Source organism: Streptomyces sp. NPDC031064, assembly GCF_055570965.1.
On the sequence record NZ_JBVIGF010000004.1, the window covers coordinates 299,365 to 317,338 of the forward strand.

At 71.4% G+C, this 17,974-nt stretch carries 17 protein-coding genes; 7 read left to right on the forward strand and 10 right to left on the reverse strand.

The window, feature by feature from the left end; genetic code table 11:
* Positions 1–53 precede the first annotated feature (53 nt).
* The 4 genes from ACZ46W_RS16700 to ACZ46W_RS16715 form a co-directional block, all read right to left on the reverse strand.
* Complete coding sequence (locus ACZ46W_RS16700) at positions 54–704, reverse strand: PadR family transcriptional regulator (RefSeq protein ID WP_468337733.1); 651 nt, start codon at positions 702–704, stop codon at positions 54–56.
* Positions 705–789: 85 nt separating this feature from the next.
* Positions 790–1,362 (reverse strand): hypothetical protein, encoded by a 573-nt coding sequence (locus ACZ46W_RS16705; protein WP_468337736.1) that lies wholly within the window; start codon positions 1,360–1,362, stop codon positions 790–792.
* A gap of 221 nt (positions 1,363–1,583) precedes the next feature.
* On the reverse strand, positions 1,584–2,018 hold the full coding sequence (locus tag ACZ46W_RS16710; RefSeq protein WP_468337739.1) for a hypothetical protein: 435 nt from the start codon (positions 2,016–2,018) through the stop codon (positions 1,584–1,586).
* Between the two features lie 168 nt (positions 2,019–2,186).
* Positions 2,187–3,794, reverse strand: a complete 1,608-nt coding sequence (locus ACZ46W_RS16715; RefSeq protein ID WP_468337742.1) for a protein kinase domain-containing protein — start codon at positions 3,792–3,794, stop codon at positions 2,187–2,189.
* 361 nt (positions 3,795–4,155) lie between these two features.
* Between ACZ46W_RS16715 and ACZ46W_RS16720 the strand changes: the two genes are divergently transcribed.
* Positions 4,156–5,838, forward strand: a complete 1,683-nt coding sequence (locus tag ACZ46W_RS16720) for a protein kinase domain-containing protein (protein ID WP_468337744.1) — start codon at positions 4,156–4,158, stop codon at positions 5,836–5,838.
* Between the two features lie 31 nt (positions 5,839–5,869).
* Here ACZ46W_RS16720 and ACZ46W_RS16725 read toward each other — a convergent pair whose 3' ends face one another.
* From ACZ46W_RS16725 to ACZ46W_RS16735, 3 genes are all read right to left on the reverse strand, one after another.
* A complete protein-coding gene (locus ACZ46W_RS16725; RefSeq protein ID WP_468337747.1) occupies positions 5,870–6,892 on the reverse strand; it encodes a phosphotransferase in 1,023 nt (340 codons plus the stop codon).
* 15 nt (positions 6,893–6,907) lie between these two features.
* Positions 6,908–7,318, reverse strand: a complete 411-nt coding sequence (locus ACZ46W_RS16730) for a pyridoxamine 5'-phosphate oxidase family protein (RefSeq protein WP_468337750.1) — start codon at positions 7,316–7,318, stop codon at positions 6,908–6,910.
* A 172-nt stretch (positions 7,319–7,490) separates the two neighbouring features.
* Positions 7,491–8,150 (reverse strand): response regulator, encoded by a 660-nt coding sequence (locus tag ACZ46W_RS16735; protein WP_468337753.1) that lies wholly within the window; start codon positions 8,148–8,150, stop codon positions 7,491–7,493.
* 325 nt (positions 8,151–8,475) lie between these two features.
* On the opposite strand from ACZ46W_RS16735, the gene pdhA reads away from it, so the two are divergent.
* Genes pdhA through ACZ46W_RS16750 form a run of 3 tightly spaced genes read left to right on the forward strand, consistent with a single transcriptional unit; the run spans position 8,476 to position 12,106 of the window.
* Complete coding sequence (gene pdhA / locus ACZ46W_RS16740; RefSeq protein WP_468337756.1) at positions 8,476–9,639, forward strand: pyruvate dehydrogenase (acetyl-transferring) E1 component subunit alpha; 1,164 nt, start codon at positions 8,476–8,478, stop codon at positions 9,637–9,639.
* 2 nt (positions 9,640–9,641) lie between these two features.
* Positions 9,642–10,622, forward strand: coding sequence for an alpha-ketoacid dehydrogenase subunit beta (locus ACZ46W_RS16745; protein WP_366128072.1), 981 nt, complete (start codon positions 9,642–9,644; stop codon positions 10,620–10,622).
* A gap of 29 nt (positions 10,623–10,651) precedes the next feature.
* On the forward strand, positions 10,652–12,106 hold the full coding sequence (locus ACZ46W_RS16750; protein ID WP_468338777.1) for a dihydrolipoamide acetyltransferase family protein: 1,455 nt from the start codon (positions 10,652–10,654) through the stop codon (positions 12,104–12,106).
* Positions 12,107–12,178: 72 nt separating this feature from the next.
* Here ACZ46W_RS16750 and ACZ46W_RS16755 read toward each other — a convergent pair whose 3' ends face one another.
* Entirely contained in the window at positions 12,179–13,108 is a 930-nt protein-coding gene (locus ACZ46W_RS16755; protein WP_468337759.1) for a D-alanyl-D-alanine carboxypeptidase family protein, read from the reverse strand.
* Between the two features lie 249 nt (positions 13,109–13,357).
* Between ACZ46W_RS16755 and ACZ46W_RS16760 the strand changes: the two genes are divergently transcribed.
* Together ACZ46W_RS16760 and ACZ46W_RS16765 are read left to right on the forward strand one after the other, a co-directional pair.
* Complete coding sequence (locus ACZ46W_RS16760) at positions 13,358–13,999, forward strand: GntR family transcriptional regulator (RefSeq protein WP_468337762.1); 642 nt, start codon at positions 13,358–13,360, stop codon at positions 13,997–13,999.
* On the forward strand, positions 13,996–15,294 hold the full coding sequence (locus ACZ46W_RS16765) for an MFS transporter (protein WP_468337765.1): 1,299 nt from the start codon (positions 13,996–13,998) through the stop codon (positions 15,292–15,294). The genes ACZ46W_RS16760 and ACZ46W_RS16765 overlap by 4 nt, the downstream gene beginning before the upstream one ends.
* A 24-nt stretch (positions 15,295–15,318) precedes the next feature.
* Here ACZ46W_RS16765 and ACZ46W_RS16770 read toward each other — a convergent pair whose 3' ends face one another.
* Positions 15,319–16,143 (reverse strand): maleylpyruvate isomerase family mycothiol-dependent enzyme, encoded by an 825-nt coding sequence (locus ACZ46W_RS16770; protein ID WP_468337768.1) that lies wholly within the window; start codon positions 16,141–16,143, stop codon positions 15,319–15,321.
* Between the two features lie 135 nt (positions 16,144–16,278).
* Between ACZ46W_RS16770 and ACZ46W_RS16775 the strand changes: the two genes are divergently transcribed.
* Positions 16,279–17,079, forward strand: a complete 801-nt coding sequence (locus tag ACZ46W_RS16775; protein ID WP_468337771.1) for a carbon-nitrogen family hydrolase — start codon at positions 16,279–16,281, stop codon at positions 17,077–17,079.
* Between the two features lie 167 nt (positions 17,080–17,246).
* Here ACZ46W_RS16775 and ACZ46W_RS16780 read toward each other — a convergent pair whose 3' ends face one another.
* A complete protein-coding gene (locus tag ACZ46W_RS16780; protein WP_468337774.1) occupies positions 17,247–17,729 on the reverse strand; it encodes an LURP-one-related/scramblase family protein in 483 nt (160 codons plus the stop codon).
* Positions 17,730–17,974 lie beyond the last annotated feature (245 nt).

Here is a 17,974-nt window from a genome sequence, read left to right on the forward strand (position 1 = left end):
TGTCGATGTGGCTCAGCGCTGCGGAGCGCGGTGATGGACGCCGCTCGGGCCGGTCACGTTCCCTGCCGGGGCGTCGCCCGGCTCGGCAGAGGCACGCGCGGGGGTACGGCCTGGGCGGTGGTGGCCGCCTGGGTGGTGGTGGCCGCCCGGGTGGTCGCGGCGGCCGAGAGCCGGATCAGGCGGGCCTCGCAGTGGTCAAGCCACCGCGCCTCGGCCTCCGTCTGGAAGATGAGCTGTTCCAGGACGAGCAGCCAGGCCACGTCGTCCCGTTCCTGCGATGCCCCGCTCTCCAGGGCGGTGATGGCCTGTGCCTTGAGCCGGGTGTAGTCCTGCATCGCCTTGACGGTGTGGCGGCGCTGCGACTGGATCACGTTCCGGATGTCGACACCGGGTGCGCCGACCGCCATGGCGAGCTTGATGGCCAGCTCGTCGCGGGCGGGGCTGGTGCGGTCGACCGGCTTTTCGAACCAGGCCCTGAGTTCCTCACGGCCCGCGTCGGTGATCGCGTAGAGAGCGTGCCCCGCCTCGTCCTCACCGCCCTGCTCGATCAGGCCGTCACGCTCCAGCCGACTGAGCGTCGTATAGACCTGGCCGACGTTGAGCGGCCAGGTCGAGCCGGTGCGCGACTCGAACTCCGAGCGGAGCTGGGAGCCGTAGCGAGGGCCGGGTTCGAGAAGGGCGAGGAGCCCGTGGCGGATGGACATACTCAGTATGTATACCGGGTATGTCGACGCCGACAAGCGTCCTGAGAGGGACCCGGAAGGTCCGTCTCAAGGAGGACGGGAGTGGTCAGCGGCGCCTCATGCGCAGCCCGAGGAAGCCCAGGCCGAGGCCCATCATGGCCAGCCCGACGCCCAGGGTGAGCACGGGAATCTGCCGGTCAGCGAGGGTGTCGGCGGCCTGCGCGGCGGGCTCGTAGGCGGCGGCGGGCGGCGAGTGCGGGGGGTCGGCGGCCGCGGGGGACTCCGTCTCGGGTACCGCCTCCGACTCCGGGTCCTCCCCCTCCGGCAGGCCAGGCGCTGTTGCCGTTTTGGTACGTGAGAGGTCGGCCGAGCCGGACGGCGAGCCCGGCGACACGGCACCGGACGGGCTCGGCGACGGCGACGTGGGCCGCCCGGGCCGCTGCCGCCCCTCCCCGGCCGGCCGCCCGGCCAGCGACGGCGAGGCGGCGGCGTTCCGCGTCGGCCCGAGGACAGAACCGGTCCCGGTGCCCGCGCCGGCACTGGACGCGGCACCGGCCCCGGAGGCCGACGGGGAGGAGGAGGGCGGCGAGGCGGACGGCGGGCCCGGGGAGACGTCACTCGGCCGGACGACGCCCACGTCCGCCTCGGCGGCCGGGCCGGTCTCCTCCGCGTACGACATGGGTGAGACAACGATGGCTGAGCCCATGACCACTAGAGCGGCGAGTGCGATCCCGCCCAGGGAACCGCGTCGTGGAGGCACCGGTTGACCCCTCTCATGCGAACCGCTGCGTCATCGAGACTCAGCGTCACATGAGGGGGGAATTTCAGCACTTCGGATGGCGCAGAGAGGGGATGGGAAGATCTGTCCTACTGATCACGAGGCCGTCGATGCGAGATGCTCTACCAGTAGGTGTTGGGCTTCCATTCGCTGTTTGCGCAGTTGAGGAGGGTGTCCCCTTCCGCACGGCACACCTGAATCAGGACAGCGGTGATTCCCTGCGGATCAGAGAGACTCGTGTGCCACTCCTTCTCTGTCATGTTGCCGTCATAGTTGGCCCTCCAGGACCAGTACGCCAGTGAGCCGTTGCTGCGCTTGGTCACGAGCCGGATGCGTGCGTGATTGCCGTCAGCGGCGGTGTCAACAACCCTGAGGTAGATGCTGTCGGCGTAGGTCCTGCCGGCGAACGAGATGCTCGAGTTGCCGTATGCCCCGGTTGTGCTGGCGGCCAGGGTCGCGCCGGGCCCGCCCCCAGCGGCAGTGGCGGCAGATGCCGCGCCTGCCAGCAGAGCGGCTGCTGTCGCGGCCACGACCATCGACTTGTTACGGGTGCGCATGGAATTCCCCCCTGTTTTCGAACACAAGATCGATGTTGAGGGTAGAGAAGGGCGCTGATCCGGTCAACAAGCCGCTGTGAAACCGGATTTCTCACCGACACCTTCTTGTAGCGGGACCCCGTGCCTCAAGACTTCATGCCAACCCAGACCGCCGGTCCCTTGCCACAGTTACTGCCCCGGGTCGCCCGTCGCGATCGTCAGCTCGAACGTCTGGTTGCCGGGCACCACGGCCGTCCCCTCGGTGGGGAACTGGGAGATCACCTGGTCCTCGGCGTACTGAGGGTTGTCCTCTTCCTTGATGGTGTACTTCCAGCCCGCCGCCTGGATGCAGCTCTTCACCGAGATGACGTCCTTGTAGGTGAAGCTCGGCGCCCGCACCTTCGCCGGGTCGTCGCTGTCCTCGTCCGCGTCCGTGCACTCGGTGGTCTCTATCGTGCGGTTGCGCTCCGGCGGCTTGTGGCCGGCCTCGGCCTCGGCGGAGGCGCTGGCACCGCCGCCGCCCGCCTGGGTGCCAGGGTCCTCGTCGTCGCCGCTCACGGCGATGGCCGTGATCACGCCGCCGATGGCGAGCAGGGCGACCGCGATGGCGCCCACGATGACCGGCATGTTGCTCTTGCCGCCCGAGGACGGCGCCGGGGCGGAGGGCTGCGGGGAGATCGTGTACGCCGGGGCGGGCGTCTGGTACGCGGGGGCCTGCGGCTGCTGGGGCTGCTGCGGGTACCCGTAGGAGGGCGTGGGCGCCGGCGTGCCGTAGGGCTGGTAAGGCGTCTGGACGCTGTGCGGGCCGGGCGCCGGGGTCGTGTGGTCGACCGGCGGGAACACGGCCGAGCCCACGCCCGCGCCACTGTTCGCGTGCGGCGCGCCCTGCACGATCACCGGCGCGCCGGTCTGGCCCTGGCCCGCCGAGAGCAGCCGCAGGCACTCGTCCCGCATGGCGGCCGCGCTCGGGAAGCGCTCGTTCGGGTTCTTCTTCAGTGCGCGCGCCACCAGCGCGTCCATCGCCGGGGTGATCGACCGGTTGATGGAGGACGGCGCGACCGGCTCCTCCTGCACATGGGCGTACGCGATGGCCAGCGGCGAGTCCGCGTCGAACGGGATCCGGCCCGTCAAGAGCTGGAACAGCATGATGCCGACCGAGTAAAGGTCCGAACGCGCGTCCACGCCCCGGCCCAGCGCCTGCTCCGGCGACAGGTACTGCGGGGTACCGACGACCATGCCGGTCTGCGTCATGGACGTGACACCCGACTGCATGGCGCGCGCGATGCCGAAGTCCATGACCTTGACGACCCCGCGCTTGGTCATCATCACGTTGCCCGGCTTGATGTCCCGGTGGACCAGGCCCATCTCGTGGCTGGTCTCCAGGGCGGCCAGCACGTCGGCCGTCACCTTGAGCGCCTTGTCGGCCGGCATGGCGCCGTACTGCTGGATGTCCGCCTGGAGCACCGAGCCGAGGGGCTGGCCCTCGACGTACTCCATGACGATGTACGGCATCAGCGAGCCGTCCAGCTCGTCCTCGCCCGTGTCGAAGACCGACACGATGTTGGTGTGCTGGAGCTTGGCGACGGCCTGCGCCTCGCGCCGGAACCGCTCGCGGAACGACTGTTCGCGCCCCAGCTCGGTGTGGAGCGTCTTGATGGCGACCTGCCGGTCCAGCGCACTGTCGTACGCCAGGTATACGGACGCCATGCCGCCTTCGCCGAGCAGGTCGCGCAGTTGGTACCGGCCGCCCGCCACCGAGCCGCCCGCGTAGCGGCCCTGCGTGCCGTCCTGGCTCATGTCCTTGCTCCCCCGTGCGCGCGCGTCCGTGTGGCCGCGGTGAATTCGCGGTGACCCGGTCTCCGCGGTGATCCGGTTTTACGGGCCAAGTCTGCCCGAGGGCACTGACACGTCAAGCCGGGTGCCCGTTCCGTGACCGTACGCACAAGAAGCGTCGCGCAAGTGTTACCGGACTCGTACGGGACCACCATGGAACCGGCAGGGAATTTGCACAGGTGTACGGGGAACCGGTTGGATGGCCGGTCCATCTCGAACCGGCGCGGCGCGCGAAGGCTGTAGCGTGACGTGACGTAGTACCCCTTAAGACACGGCGGCACACCGCACGCGCAGAGCAAGCGGACAGAAACGACGGCGAGGACTGATGGCATCCGAATCCGAGGCAGGCGGCGGCGGAGGGCCGGAAGCCGCCGAGTGGGGCGTCGGCGGACTCGTCGGAGACGGCCGCTACCGGCTGACCCACCGTCTCGGCCGCGGCGGCATGGCCGAGGTGTTCGCGGCCGAGGACGTACGGCTGGGCCGCACCGTGGCCGTGAAGCTGCTGCGCGCGGACCTCGCCGAGGACCCGGTCTCCAAGGCCCGCTTCACCCGCGAGGCACAGTCCGTCGCCGGGCTCAACCACCACGCCATCGTGGCCGTCTACGACTCCGGCGAGGACGTCGTCAACGGCCAGTCCGTGCCGTACATCGTGATGGAGCTGGTCGAGGGCCGCACCATCCGTGACCTGCTGATCAACGCCGAGGCGCCGCCGCCCGAGCAGGCGCTGATCATCGTCTCCGGTGTGCTGGAGGCCCTCGCCTACTCCCACCAGCACGGCATCGTGCACCGCGACATCAAGCCCGCGAACGTGATCATCACGCACAGCGGCGCCGTCAAGGTCATGGACTTCGGCATCGCGCGCGCCCTGCACGGCGCGCAGTCGACGATGACCCAGACCGGCATGGTCATGGGCACCCCGCAGTACCTCTCCCCCGAGCAGGCGCTCGGCAAGGCCGTCGACCACCGCTCGGACCTGTACGCCACGGGCTGCCTGCTGTACGAACTGCTCGCGCTGCGGCCGCCCTTCACCGGCGAGACACCGTTGTCGGTGGTCTATCAGCACGTCCAGGACATCCCGGTGCCGCCGTCCGAGGTCTCCGACGTCGCGCCGCCCGAGCTGGACGGCCTGGCCATGCGCGCCCTCGCCAAGGACCCGGACGACCGGTTCCAGAGCGCCGAGGAGATGCGCGGCCTGGTCCAGTACGGGCTCCAGATGCTCCAGCAGCAGGGCAGCCACACCGGCACCTGGAACACCGGCCCGGTCGAGACCCACGAGGGCGTCCGCACCCCGGCCGGCGGCGTCGCGGCGACCACCGCGATGGGTCACCCGGTGCACGGCGACACCTCGCAGGGCCCGCTGCTGCCGCCGCCGAACCCGGAGGACGGCGCCTACGCGTACGACGGCGGCCAGGGCCGCCGGGGCGGCCGCGGCAAGACGTGGCTGTTCGTGGCGCTGGCGCTGATCGCGATCGTCGCGGGTGTGGCGTACGCGCTCGACCAGACCAAGAAGACGCGGGACGACAACAACCCGAAGCCCCCCGCCAGCACCGCGCCCTCCAAGCCCGGTGACACCACCAGCCCCTCGCCGTCCGACGAGAAGACCGACGAGCAGACGGAGGACCCGGGCGGCTCCACGGGCGGGGGCAGCGGCAACGGCGGCAACGGCGGCAACTGGAACCCGCCCCCGACGGATCCCCAGACCAACAACCCGCCCCCGGCGACCGGCGGCACCCCGTCGACCCCCGGCACCACCGAGGGCACCGACCAGGGCGGCACCACCGACGGCGGCACGGACCAGGGCGGGACCACCGACGGGGGCACCGACCAGGGCGGGACCACCGACGGCGGTACCGACCAGGGCGGCACCACCGATGGCGGTACCGACCAGGGCGGGACCACCGACGGCGGCACGGACCAGGGCGGGACCACGACCGGGAGCACCGACCAGGGCGGCACCACGACGGGCAGCACCGACCAGGGCGGCACGACCCAGGGCAGCGGGGCCTGAGCCGTACGCCCCGTACGCCGGCCGGGACCGCTCACCCCGCGAAGGCGTCGCACACCGCCTCGTACTCCCGCGTCCACCACACCGCCAGGGCCGACGCCGCAGGAAACTGCGGGTCGGCCCTGCCGTCGTGGAGCTGGTAGCGCCAGCGCAGTATCCAGAAGTCGTTCAGCCGCTCCCACCACACGCGGTGCACCGCCGCCGCCAGCTCCTCCGCGTCCGCCCCCGCCGCCCGCCGGTACGCGCGCGCGTACGCGCGTACCTTGTCCAGCTCCAGGCCCCCGGCCGGCTGTACGAAGAAGATCGCGGCCGCTCGTACCGCCTCCTCCGCCCGTGGCTGCACGCCCAGCCGGTCCCAGTCGATGATCGCGGCGGGTTCCGCGCCTCTGTAGAGCAGGTTCAGCGGGTGGAAGTCCCCGTGCACCCAGCCGCCGGCCGACGCCGGGGGCGGGCGGCGGTGGGAGTGCTCCGCCAGCAGTCGCCGCCGCTCCAGCAGCCGGTGCTCGGCGAGCTCGTCGAAGGCGTCCCGGGGCCGGCGGGCCCGGGCGAGGGCGAGCAGCCGGTCGATCACCCGGAACGTCTCGTCCGGGTCGGCGCTGGAGTGCTCCTGGTCGCCGCGCGGGTCCTGGGGGCCCATGACCTGCTCCAGGCACGTGTGGACCAGCCCCAGTAGCGCGCCCAGGCGCCGGGACCCGGCCGTGCTGAGCTGCGCCCCGCCCCGGTGGCGCCCCTCGACCCAGGGGTGCAGGGCGTAGCAGTGGCCGCCGATCACCGCGACCGTACGGCCCTCGGCGTCCGCGAGGGGCGGGGCGACGGGTACGCCGAGGTCGTGCAGCCGCTGGGTGGCGCGGTGCTGGCGGACGATGGTGTCGCGGTCGGCGGTGGGGGCGTCCAGGTGCTGTTTGAGGAAGTAGGCGCCGTGGGTGGTGGCGAGCCGGTAACCGCGGTTGAGCAGGCCCTGGGTGACGGGCTCGCAGGAGAGGGGCTCGCCCGGGTCGTCGTAGCGGCGCAGGAGCGCACTCACGGGTGGGGCGGCGGTTGCAGATGAGCGCGGCACTCACCAAATGTTAGATCACGGAGCGTGGTGAGAATGTCGCTCGCCGGAACAGTCCAGGGAGTGGACGGTCGCGAACTGCGGTTCGACGCGGATGTACGCCGTATCGAACCGCTCGCCGTCCATTCGTCGCGGCACCGGACCGAGCAGGGCCAGCTCCCGTTCGCTCGGCTCGACGACGCGGGCGGTGCCGGTGAGCTGCACGGACCACAGCAGGTCCGCCCCGGAGCCGAAGTTGTCCGCGCCGTACGTCACGACGCCGCCGTCACAGGCCCGGTGACAGCCCGGGTCGCCGTGCAGCCGCAGGACGACCCGGTCGTCGACCAGGATGTGCCGGGCGGGTGCCATGAAGGGCATCGCCCGCAGGGTCGTGGCGACCCGGCCGTAGGAGACCCGGCCGAGCAGCTCGATGGCGTCGGTGGAGGGCATGCCTCCACTCTCGGCGACACCGGCCGCCGCCTGAAAGAGGTCCCTCGGCCCGCCGCCCCGGGACGTAAGTCCCGTGTACGCGCGCGTGCGGCGCCTCAATACCGACGCAACACCGCCTCAGCACCGCCTCAGCACCGCCTCAGGGCCGCCTCACTACGGCCTGCCGGCGGCCTCAGTGCCGCTCGGCCTGCATCCGGGCCACGTACGCCGCCGCCTGCGAGCGCCGCTCCATGCCCAGCTTCGACAGCAGACTGGAGACGTAGTTCTTGATCGTCTTCTCGGCCAGGTGCAGCCGCTCGCCGATCGCGCGGTTCGTCAGCCCCTCCCCGATCAGGTCGAGGATCTTGCGCTCCTGCTCGGTCAGGGCCGCCAGCCGGTCGTCGCCCTTCGGGCTGTTGCCGTCCCGCAGCCGCTCCAGCACCCGGGCGGTCGCCACCGGGTCCAGCAGCGACTTGCCGGCCGCCACGTCCCGTACCGCCGTCAGCAGCTCGTTGCCCCGGATCGCCTTCAGGACGTACCCGGAGGCACCGGCCATGATCGCGTCGAAGAGCGCCTCGTCGTCCGCGAAGGACGTGAGCATCAGGCATTTGATGGATTCGTCCTGTGCCCGGATCTCCCGGCACACCTCGACACCGCTGCCGTCCGGGAGCCGGACGTCGAGAACGGCGACATCCGGCCGGGTCGCCGGGATCCTGACCAGGGCGTCTGCCGCCGTACCGGCCTCTCCGACCACCTCGATGTCGCCCTCGACGGAGAGCAATTCGTGGACGCCACGCCGGACAACTTCGTGGTCATCGAGCAGAAATACGGTGATTTTTCCCTCTTCGCGCACGGAATCAGTCTCACATACTCACTCTTCCCGTGCCCGGGGTGCGCGGGATACCGTGCCCCTGTTCCGGCGGCTCACAAGGCTGTGACCAGTCATTTGTCCCCCCTTTCTCGATTTACTTGGAAATCCAAGCAAAATCGCTGGTCAAAGGGGGTTTCGCAGTAATGCGGTGCACTGGGTAACGTGCCTATGACAGGGGGCTCGCCGGGGCACCTGTCACGCCTGTTCCCGGCCGAGAGGCACCCACCCCGTGCACACGTACGGAGACAGGCGAGCCGCACTGGCACCCGGCAGACCCCGGGGGCCGGACAGACGGAGGAGCACGCACGTGACCGTGGAAGGCACTGCCGCGCGCAAGCCGCGACGCAGCAGTAAGCGCACCAGCGCGAGCGGAACCAAGGCAACCGGCGCCCAGGGCGCCGAGCCCCAGCTCGTACAGTTGCTGAGGCCCGAGGGTGAGCGCGTCCAGCACCCGGAGTACGACATCGACCTCAGCGCCGAGGAGCTGCGCGGTCTGTACCGCGACATGGTGCTGACCCGTCGGTTCGATGCCGAGGCCACCTCCCTCCAGCGCCAGGGCGAGCTGGGCCTGTGGGCCTCGCTGCTCGGCCAGGAGGCCGCCCAGATCGGCTCCGGCCGTGCCCTTCGGGACGACGACTACGTCTTCCCGACCTACCGCGAGCACGGAGTGGCCTGGTGCCGGGGCGTGGACCCGACCAATCTGCTCGGAATGTTCCGTGGCGTGAACCACGGTGGCTGGGACCCGACCAGCAACAATTTCCACCTGTACACGATCGTCATCGGCTCGCAGACCCTGCACGCCACCGGCTACGCCATGGGCGTCGCCAAGGACGGGTCCGACAGCGCGGTCATCGCGTACTTCGGGGACGGCGCCTCCAGCCAGGGCGACGTCGCCGAATCGTTCACCTTCTCCGCGGTCTACAACGCCCCGGTCGTCTTCTTCTGCCAGAACAACCAGTGGGCGATCAGCGAGCCCACCGAGAAGCAGACCCGCGTCCCGCTCTACCAGCGCGCCCAGGGCTTCGGCTTCCCCGGCGTACGCGTCGACGGCAACGACGTGCTGGCCTGCCTCGCCGTCACCAAGTGGGCCCTGGAGCGGGCGCGCCGGGGCGAGGGCCCGACCCTCGTCGAGGCGTTCACCTACCGCATGGGCGCCCACACCACCTCCGACGACCCCACCCGCTACCGGCTCGACGACGAGCGGGCGGCCTGGGAGGCCAAGGACCCGATCCTGCGGCTGCGCACGTACCTGGAGAAGCAGGGCCTCGCGGACGCCGCGTTCTTCGAGGAGCTGGAGACGGAGTCGGAGACGCTCGGCAAGCGCGTCCGCGAGGCCGTCCGTGCCATGCCCGACCCCGACCACATGGCGATGTTCGACCACACGTACGCCGACGGGCACGCGCTCGTCGACGAGGAGCGCGCGCAGTTCGCCGCCTACCAGGCGTCCTTCGCGGACGGGGAGGTCAAGTAACCATGGCTGTACAGAAGCTCCCCCTCGCCAAGGCGCTCAACGAGTCGCTGCGCAAGGCCCTGGAGACCGACCCCAAGGTCCTGATCATGGGCGAGGACGTCGGCAAGCTCGGCGGTGTGTTCCGGGTGACCGACGGGCTCCAGAAGGACTTCGGCGAGGAGCGGGTCATCGACACCCCGCTCGCCGAGTCGGGCATCGTCGGCACGGCGATCGGCCTCGCGCTGCGCGGCTACCGGCCCGTCGTGGAGATCCAGTTCGACGGCTTCGTCTTCCCCGCGTACGACCAGATCGTCACGCAGCTCGCCAAGATGCACGCCCGCGCCCTCGGCAAGATCAAGCTGCCGGTCGTCATCCGCATCCCGTACGGCGGCGGCATCGGCGCCGTCGAGCACCACAGCGAGTCGCCCGAGGCGCTGTTCGCGCACGTCGCCGGGCTCAAGGTGGTCTCGCCGTCGAACTCGTCGGACGCGTACTGGATGCTCCAGCAGGCCATCCAGAGCGACGACCCGGTGATCTTCTTCGAGCCGAAGCGGCGCTACTGGGACAAGGGCGAGGTCGACACCGAGGCCATCCCCGGCGAGCTGCACAAGGCCCGTACGGTCCGCGAGGGCTCCGACCTGACGCTCGCGGCGTACGGCCCGATGGTGAAGGTCTGCCTGGAGGCCGCCGCGGCCGCCGCCGAGGAGGGCAAGTCGATCGAGGTCCTCGACCTGCGCTCGATGTCCCCGATCGACTTCGACTCCGTCCAGGCGTCGGTCGAGAAGACGGGACGGCTGGTCGTCGTCCACGAGGCGCCGGTGTTCTACGGCTCGGGCGCGGAGATCGCCGCGCGCATCACGGAGCGGTGCTTCTACCACCTGGAGGCGCCCGTCCTCCGGGTGGGCGGCTACCACGCGCCGTATCCGCCGGCACGGCTGGAAGAGGAATACCTGCCGGGCCTGGACCGGGTGCTCGACGCCGTCGACCGCTCGCTCGCGTACTGAGGAGACCCGCTGTGATCCGCGATTTCAAGATGCCGGACGTGGGCGAGGGGCTCACCGAGGCCGAGATCCTCAAGTGGTACGTCCAGCCCGGTGACACCGTCACCGACGGCCAGGTCGTCTGCGAGGTCGAGACCGCGAAGGCGGCCGTCGAGCTGCCGATCCCGTACGACGGGGTCGTGCACGAGCTGCGCTTCCCCGAGGGCACGACGGTCGACGTCGGCGAGGTGATCATCTCGGTGAACGTGGCCCCCGGTGCCGGTGCCGCCGAGCAGCCGCAGACGGCGCAGCCCGCCGCCGAGGAGCCCGCGGCCAAGGACGCCGGTGCGGGTGCCGGTGCGGCCGCCGAGGTCACCGAGGCCGCCGAGGAGCCGACGGGCCGCCAGCCCGTGCTGGTCGGCTACGGCGTCGCCGCCTCGTCCACCAAGCGCCGCCCGCGCAAGGGCGCCACGGCTGCCCCGGCCGCCACGGCTCCCGCCGGGCAGCCGCCCGCCCGGGCCGCCGTCCAGGGCGAACTGAACGGCCACGGGCACCACGCCGGGGCCGCGCCCGCCGCCCCCCGGCCGCTGGCCAAGCCGCCCGTGCGGAAGCTGGCCAAGGACCTCGGCGTCGACCTGGCCACGGTGACCCCGACCGGGCCGGACGGGATCATCACCCGCGAGGACGTGCACGCGGCGGTCTCGCTGGCCGCCGCCTCGGTCGCCGCGCCCGCCGCCGTCCCCGTACAGCCGCCCGCCGAGGCCCCGCGGCCGCAGGCCCCGGCACCGGAGCCCGTGGCGGCCGGCGCACGCGAGACCCGCATCCCGATCAAGGGCGTCCGCAAGGCCACCGCCCAGGCGATGATCGGCTCCGCCTTCACCGCGCCGCACGTCACCGAGTTCGTCACGGTCGACGTCACCCGCACGATGAAGCTCGTGGAGGAGCTCAAGTCCGACAAGGACATGGCCGGGCTCCGGGTGAACCCGCTCCTGATCATCGCGAAGGCCCTGCTCGTCGCGATCAGGCGCAACCCGGAGATCAACGCCTCCTGGGACGAGGCCGCCCAGGAGATCGTGCTCAAGCACTACGTCAACCTGGGCATCGCGGCCGCCACGCCGCGCGGTCTGATCGTGCCGAACATCAAGGACGCGCACGACAAGACCCTTCCGCAGCTCGCGGAGGCGCTCGGCGAGCTGGTCTCCACCGCCCGCGAGGGCAAGACCACGCCCGCGGCCATGCAGGGCGGCACGGTGACCATCACCAACGTCGGCGTCTTCGGCGTCGACACGGGTACGCCGATCCTCAACCCGGGTGAGTCCGCGATCCTGGCGGTCGGAGCCATCAAGCTCCAGCCGTGGGTCCACAAGGGCAAGGTGAAGCCCCGTCAGGTGACCACCCTGGCCCTGTCGTTCGACCACCGGCTGGTCGACGGGGAGCTGGGCTCCAAGGTCCTGGCGGACGTCGCCGCGATCCTGGAGCAGCCCAAGCGGCTGATCACCTGGGCCTGAGCCCGGCCGGCGATGACGAGCAAGGGCCCGAACGCGACGGCGCGTTCGGGCCCTTCCTCATGTGCGGGGCGGTCAGTCGCGCTGGGCGCCCGACGGGAGGGAGCGCAGCTCCATGGTGCTGGCGGTCGTCGAGCCGAAGCCGAAGTCCAGGAGCTTGGCCGCGTCGTTGAAGCGGTCGGGGGCGTTCAGGACGACGCCGACGTAGGTCTTGGTGCCGCGGGTGGCCGCGAAGACCAGGCACGGGCCGGCGGCCGTACCGGTGCCGGTCTTGATGCCGTTGGCGCCGCTGTAGGAGCCGAGCAGCTTGTTGGTGTTGTACCAGGTGTACGTGCGCGTGGCGCCGGTGCTGGTGGTCGCCACGGCCTTGTACGAGGTCGCCTTGACGATCTCGCGGAAAGTGGCGCTGCTGAAGGCGTGGCGGGCCATCTTCGCCAGCTCGGGCGGGGTCGTGTAGTTGTAGCCGGCCGCCGAGATGCCGTCGAACGAGTCGTACATCGTGTTCGTCAGGCCGAGCTGCTTCGCCTTGGCGTTCATCTTGCTGATGAACGACTTCGTGCGGGCGGCGGTGGTGGTGCCGGTGCCGAAGGTGTCGGCGAGGGCGTAGGCGGCGTCGCTGCCGGACGGCAGCATCATCGCGGACAGGAGCTGCCGGACGGTCAGCTTGTCGCCGGTGCGCAGGTCGGCGGTGCTCGCGCCGTTGCGGACCACGTAGTCGCGGTACGCCTGCTTGATGGTCACCTTGCGGTTGAGGTCCACGCCCGGCGTGGTGAGGACCACGATCGCGGTCGTGATCTTCGTGGTGCTGGCCATCTGGCGGCGGGTGGTGTTCGCCTTGCCGTAGATGGCCTTGCCGTCCGCCTGGTCCAGCAGGAAGCCGCCCTTGGCGCTGATGGACGGGATCGGGGTCGCCGCGTGGGCGGCGGGTGCGGCGAGCGGGGAGGCGGTCAGCATCAGACCACCCGCAAGGGCGACCGTGGCGGTGCGGCGCACGGCCGTGTTCATCGATATCAAAGGAAAACGCTCCGAGTTCGAGTCTCAAGTGCGTCGAAAACGCCTCAACCTGGCGGGCTGGAAAACCAGTGCCCATGAGGAGACCTCCGAACCCGGCCAAGGGATGTACGGGAGCGTGACGCGGACCACGTGATGCGCGTCATAGGGCGTGGGTCACATGGGGCGCCGCTGTCTGTGAGATCGGTCCTACAACGCGCCGAACAGCCCCTGATGCACCCCTCTTGTATCTATGCTGTGTGCATGCCTTCCGCCCCGCCCGCGGCCGACCGCGTCTACACCCATGTCAAGCAAGCCGTCCTCGACCGCCGTTACCAGGGCGGAACGCTCCTCACCGAGGGCGAGCTCGCCGAGGCCGTGGGGGTGTCCCGTACGCCCGTGCGCGAGGCGCTGCTCAAGCTGGAGATGGAAGGGCTGCTGAAGCTCTACCCGAAGAAGGGCGCCCTGGTCCTCGCCGTCTCCGCGCAGGAGATCGCCGACGTCGTCGAAACCCGGCTGCTGGTCGAGGAGTTCGCCGTACGCAAGGCCGTCCCGGCCCCCGGCCGGCTCGTCGAGCGGCTGGAGGAGCTGCTGGACGAGCAGCGGCAGCGCGCCGGTGAGGGCGACCTGGCGGCCGTCGCCGTCACCGACCGCGCCTTCCACGCCGAGATCGTCCGCCACGCCGGCAACGAGATCCTCTCGCGCCTCTACGACCAGATGCGCGATCGCCAACTGCGCATGGGCGTCGCCGTGATGGAGGCCCACCCCGACCGGGTCGCCAAGAACATCACCGAGCACGCCGAGATCCTCGACGCCATCCGCGCCGGGGACGCCGAGGGCGCCGCCCGGTGCGTGCACCGCCACGTCAGCCGCGTGAAGGACCTGGTCCGGGGTGAGGACCGGTGAGCCACGTCACCCTCCCGTCCGATCCCCCGGGCGGCCGTCGCGCCGCCCTGATCTGGGGCGTCGGCGTCTGCGTCTACCTCGTCGCCGTCATCTTCCGTACGTCCCTGGGCGTCGCCGGCCTCGACGCCGCCGACCGGTTCGGCGTCAACGCCTCCGCTCTGTCCACCTTCTCCATACTCCAACTGCTGGTCTACGCCGGCATGCAGATACCCGTCGGCCTGATGGTCGACCGGCTCGGCACCAAGAAGGTGCTCACGCTGGGCGTGGTGCTGTTCACCCTCGGCCAGCTCGGCTTCGCGCTCTCGCCCTCGTACGGCATGGCGCTGGCCTCCCGCGCGCTGCTCGGCTGTGGCGACGCGATGACCTTCATCTCCGTGCTGCGGCTCGGCACCCGCTGGTTCCCGGCCCGGCGCGGGCCGCTGATCGCGCAGGTCGCGGGGCTCTTCGGGGTCGTCGGCAACCTGGTCTCGACGATCGTGATCGCCCGGACGCTGGACGGGCTGGGCTGGACGGCGACGTTCGCCGGCAGCTCGCTCGCCGGTCTGGTCGTCCTGGTGCTGGTCGTGCTGTTCCTGAAGGACCACCCCGAGGGGTACGAGCCGGAGCCCGCGCAGCACGCGGGCGTGGCGTACGTCCGCCGCCAGATCGCCGAGTCCTGGCGGGAGCCGGGCACCCGGCTCGGGATGTGGGTGCACTTCACCACCCAGTTCCCGGCGATGGTGTTCCTGCTGCTGTGGGGCCTGCCGTTCCTCGTCGAGGAACAGGGCCTGTCACGGGGCACGGCCGGTGACATGCTGACGCTGACGGTGCTGTCCAACATGGTCTTCGGCATGACCTACGGCCAGATCATCGCCCGGCACCACGGGGCGCGGGTGCCGCTCGCGCTCGGCACGGTCGCGGCGACCGGCGTCGTCTGGGCGGCCACCCTCGCCTACCCGGGTGATCACGCCCCGATGTGGGTGCTGGCCGCGCTGTGCGTCGTCCTCGGCGCGTGCGGGCCCGCCTCGATGATCGGCTTCGACTTCGCCCGGCCGGCGAACCCCCCGGAGCGGCAGGGCACCGCGTCCGGGATCGTGAACATGGGCGGCTTCACGGCCTCCATCACCACCCTGTTCGCCGTCGGTGTGCTGCTCGACGCGACGGGTGACGACTACCGGGTCGCCTTCTCCTCGGTCTTCGTGCTCCAGGCGCTGGGCGTCGCGCAGATCCTGCGGCTGCGGGCGCGCACCGCGCGACTGGAGCGGGAGCGGCTGGTGGCGAGCCGGGTGGAGGCCGTGCACGTCCCGGCGGCGTGACACGGCCCCGGAGCCCCCGGGCCGCTACGGCGTGACCGGGAACGAGGCGAGGATCGCCCCCGCCAGCTCGGTGTCGCCCTCCACCTTGACCCGGTCCGCCACGGCCGCCGGGCGCACCCGCCCGCAGGCGAGGCGTACGTAGGTCTCCCAGTCCATCGCGATCGTCGCGGCCGGGCCCAGCGAGGGCGCGCCGTCGATCGTGCCGCGCCCGTCGGCGTCGACCCGTACCGTACGGAGGAACTCCACCGGGCCGTGCACGTCGAAGACGACCGCGGTGTTGGGCGGGGCGTCCGCGTCCTTGGCGACGACCTTCGGCAGGACGGTCAGGAAGTTGTCGCGGGCGACGTACGCGCCGGGGGAGTCGAGGTTGCCCGGCTTGCCCAGCGCGGTGCGCAGGTCCTGCTCGTGGCACCAGACGTCGAAGGCCCGCATGCGGTAGGCCAGTTCGAGGGACTGCTCGGCGCCGAGCGGGGCGCGGATCAGGGTGTCGGGGGAGCGGTTCTCGTTGCGGAGCTGGCGGGCACGGCGGATGAGCGTGTACTCCAGCTCGGCGGTCATCTCCGGCCCGGTGTGGTGCCGGCGCACATCGACCTGCATCTCCATGTAGCGCGCGAAGTCACTGCGTACGTGGTAGAGGTCGCGCGGCAGCGTGTGGATCGGGCGCGGGTCGCCGAGCATCTCGCACTCCATGCCGATGATGTGCGACACGATGTCGCGCACCGACCAGCCCGGGCAGGGCGTGGCTCGATTCCACTCTCCCTCGACGAGCGGCTGCACCAGCTCGGATATCGCTTCGATGGAGTGGGTCCAGGCGTCGGCGTAGGGCTGGAGGCTGGGATGGACGGTCACGGGACCCCTCGGGCGGTTCGTACGCGGGCTGGGTGCTGTGCAGCTAAGTTACGCTGCACGCGGGCACCCCGGCAGTGCTTTCGTGTGACGATCGTAGGCCCGTGTTGACGACTCGAATGCCAGGACGGTGGTAGTGTGCGCGCCTCGCTGATCCAGATCGCCGTAGATCCGGACGAATCGCCGAATTCCCGCCGGGTACGCGTGAGTTCCCTGGTGGCCGAACAGCGTGGGGTCGCCGACCTGGTGGTCCTCCCCGAGCTGTGGCCCGTCGGAGCCTTCGCGTACGAGTCGTTCGAGACCGAGGCCGAGCCGCTGCACGGCCCGACGCACGAGGCGATGGCGAAGGCGGCCGCCGACGCGGGCGTGTGGCTGCACGCGGGCTCCATCGTGGAGCGCGCGCCCGACGGCGCCCTGTACAACACCGCGCTGGTCTTCTCCCCCTCGGGCGACCTCGTCCGCACGTACCGCAAGATCCACCGCTTCGGCTTCGACCAGGGCGAGGCCGTGATGATGTCGGCGGGCGACGAGCTGGTCACCGTGCCGCTGCCCGGGCTCCCGCTGGGCGTCGCCACCTGCTACGACCTCCGCTTCCCGGAGCTCTTCCGTGGCCTGGTCGACGCCGGGGCCCTCGCCTTCGCCGTGCCGGCCGGCTGGCCCGCGCGCCGCCGCGAGCACTGGACGCTGCTGGCCCGCGCCCGCGCGGTCGAGAACCAGGCGTACGTCCTCGCGTGCAGCACCGCCGGCACCCACGCGGGCGTGCCCCAGGCGGGCCACAGCCTCGTCGTCGACCCCTGGGGCGAGGTCCTCGCGGAGGCGGGCGAGGCGGAGGAGGTCCTCACGGTCGACCTCGACCCGGCCCACGTGGCCGCCACCCGCGAGCGCTTCCCCGCCCTCAAGGACCGCGTCCTGGGCGTGCCACCGCCGCCACCCCGCTGACCCGGGCGCCGCCCGCCCCGCTCGTGCGCCCGGCTCCCCACCGGGCCACGCGCCGGGCCACGCGCCGGGCCACGCGCCGGGCCGGTGCCGGCCCGAAGCCGGTGGTGGACCGGGGCCGGTGGTGGACCGGGGCCGGTGGCCGGTCGCCCCCCGCCCGTCACTCCTTCTCACTCCTTCTCCGCCATGCGGATCACGCACACCGCCACCGCGATCAGCAGTGCCGGGTCAGCGTCGTCGCGTGCGACGTCGACGGCGTAGGTGTCGCGTACGGTCAGCCACTTGCGCGAGATGTGCGCGACCGGGCGGCCGTTCTGTTCGACGGTGAACTCGCGGTCGAGGACGCGGCCGGTGACTTCGAGGGCCGGGCCTGCCTCCATGGTCACGTGGTAGTGGTTGCGCAGCAGCGACAGCCGCTTGCGGCGGACGGTGGCGAGCGGGCGCCCGTCCCGTTCGAGGGTCATCGCGCCGCGCAGGCTCAGCACCTTCGCGCGCAGCGTCACCAGCACCCGCCCCGCCGGGTCCTTCAGCTCCAGGGTGTCGCGCAGCCGCAGCGCCTTGCCGTCGACGAGGAAGGCGTGCCGGCCGTTCTCGTCCTCGATCCAGTAGTCGTCGCCGATGGCGAAGATCTTGTCGCGTACCAGGTATCTCATGCGGGACGCGTACCCGCCCCGGCCCGGGTCGCGCGGCGTCAGCCCGGCGCCCCACCGCACGCGATCGGGTGAACTTTCCCCGGCCCTCCTCGGGGCCCGACATGTCACACCTGTCGCACCTGTACCCCTTCGGGTGCTCACCGCCTCCGTGACCTGCGACGATCGCGATCACCACGGGCCGGGCGCGGCGTCAGCCGGCGCTTTCCCGCCCCGGCCGGCAGGGCCGCCCCCCGCCCTATGGTCTC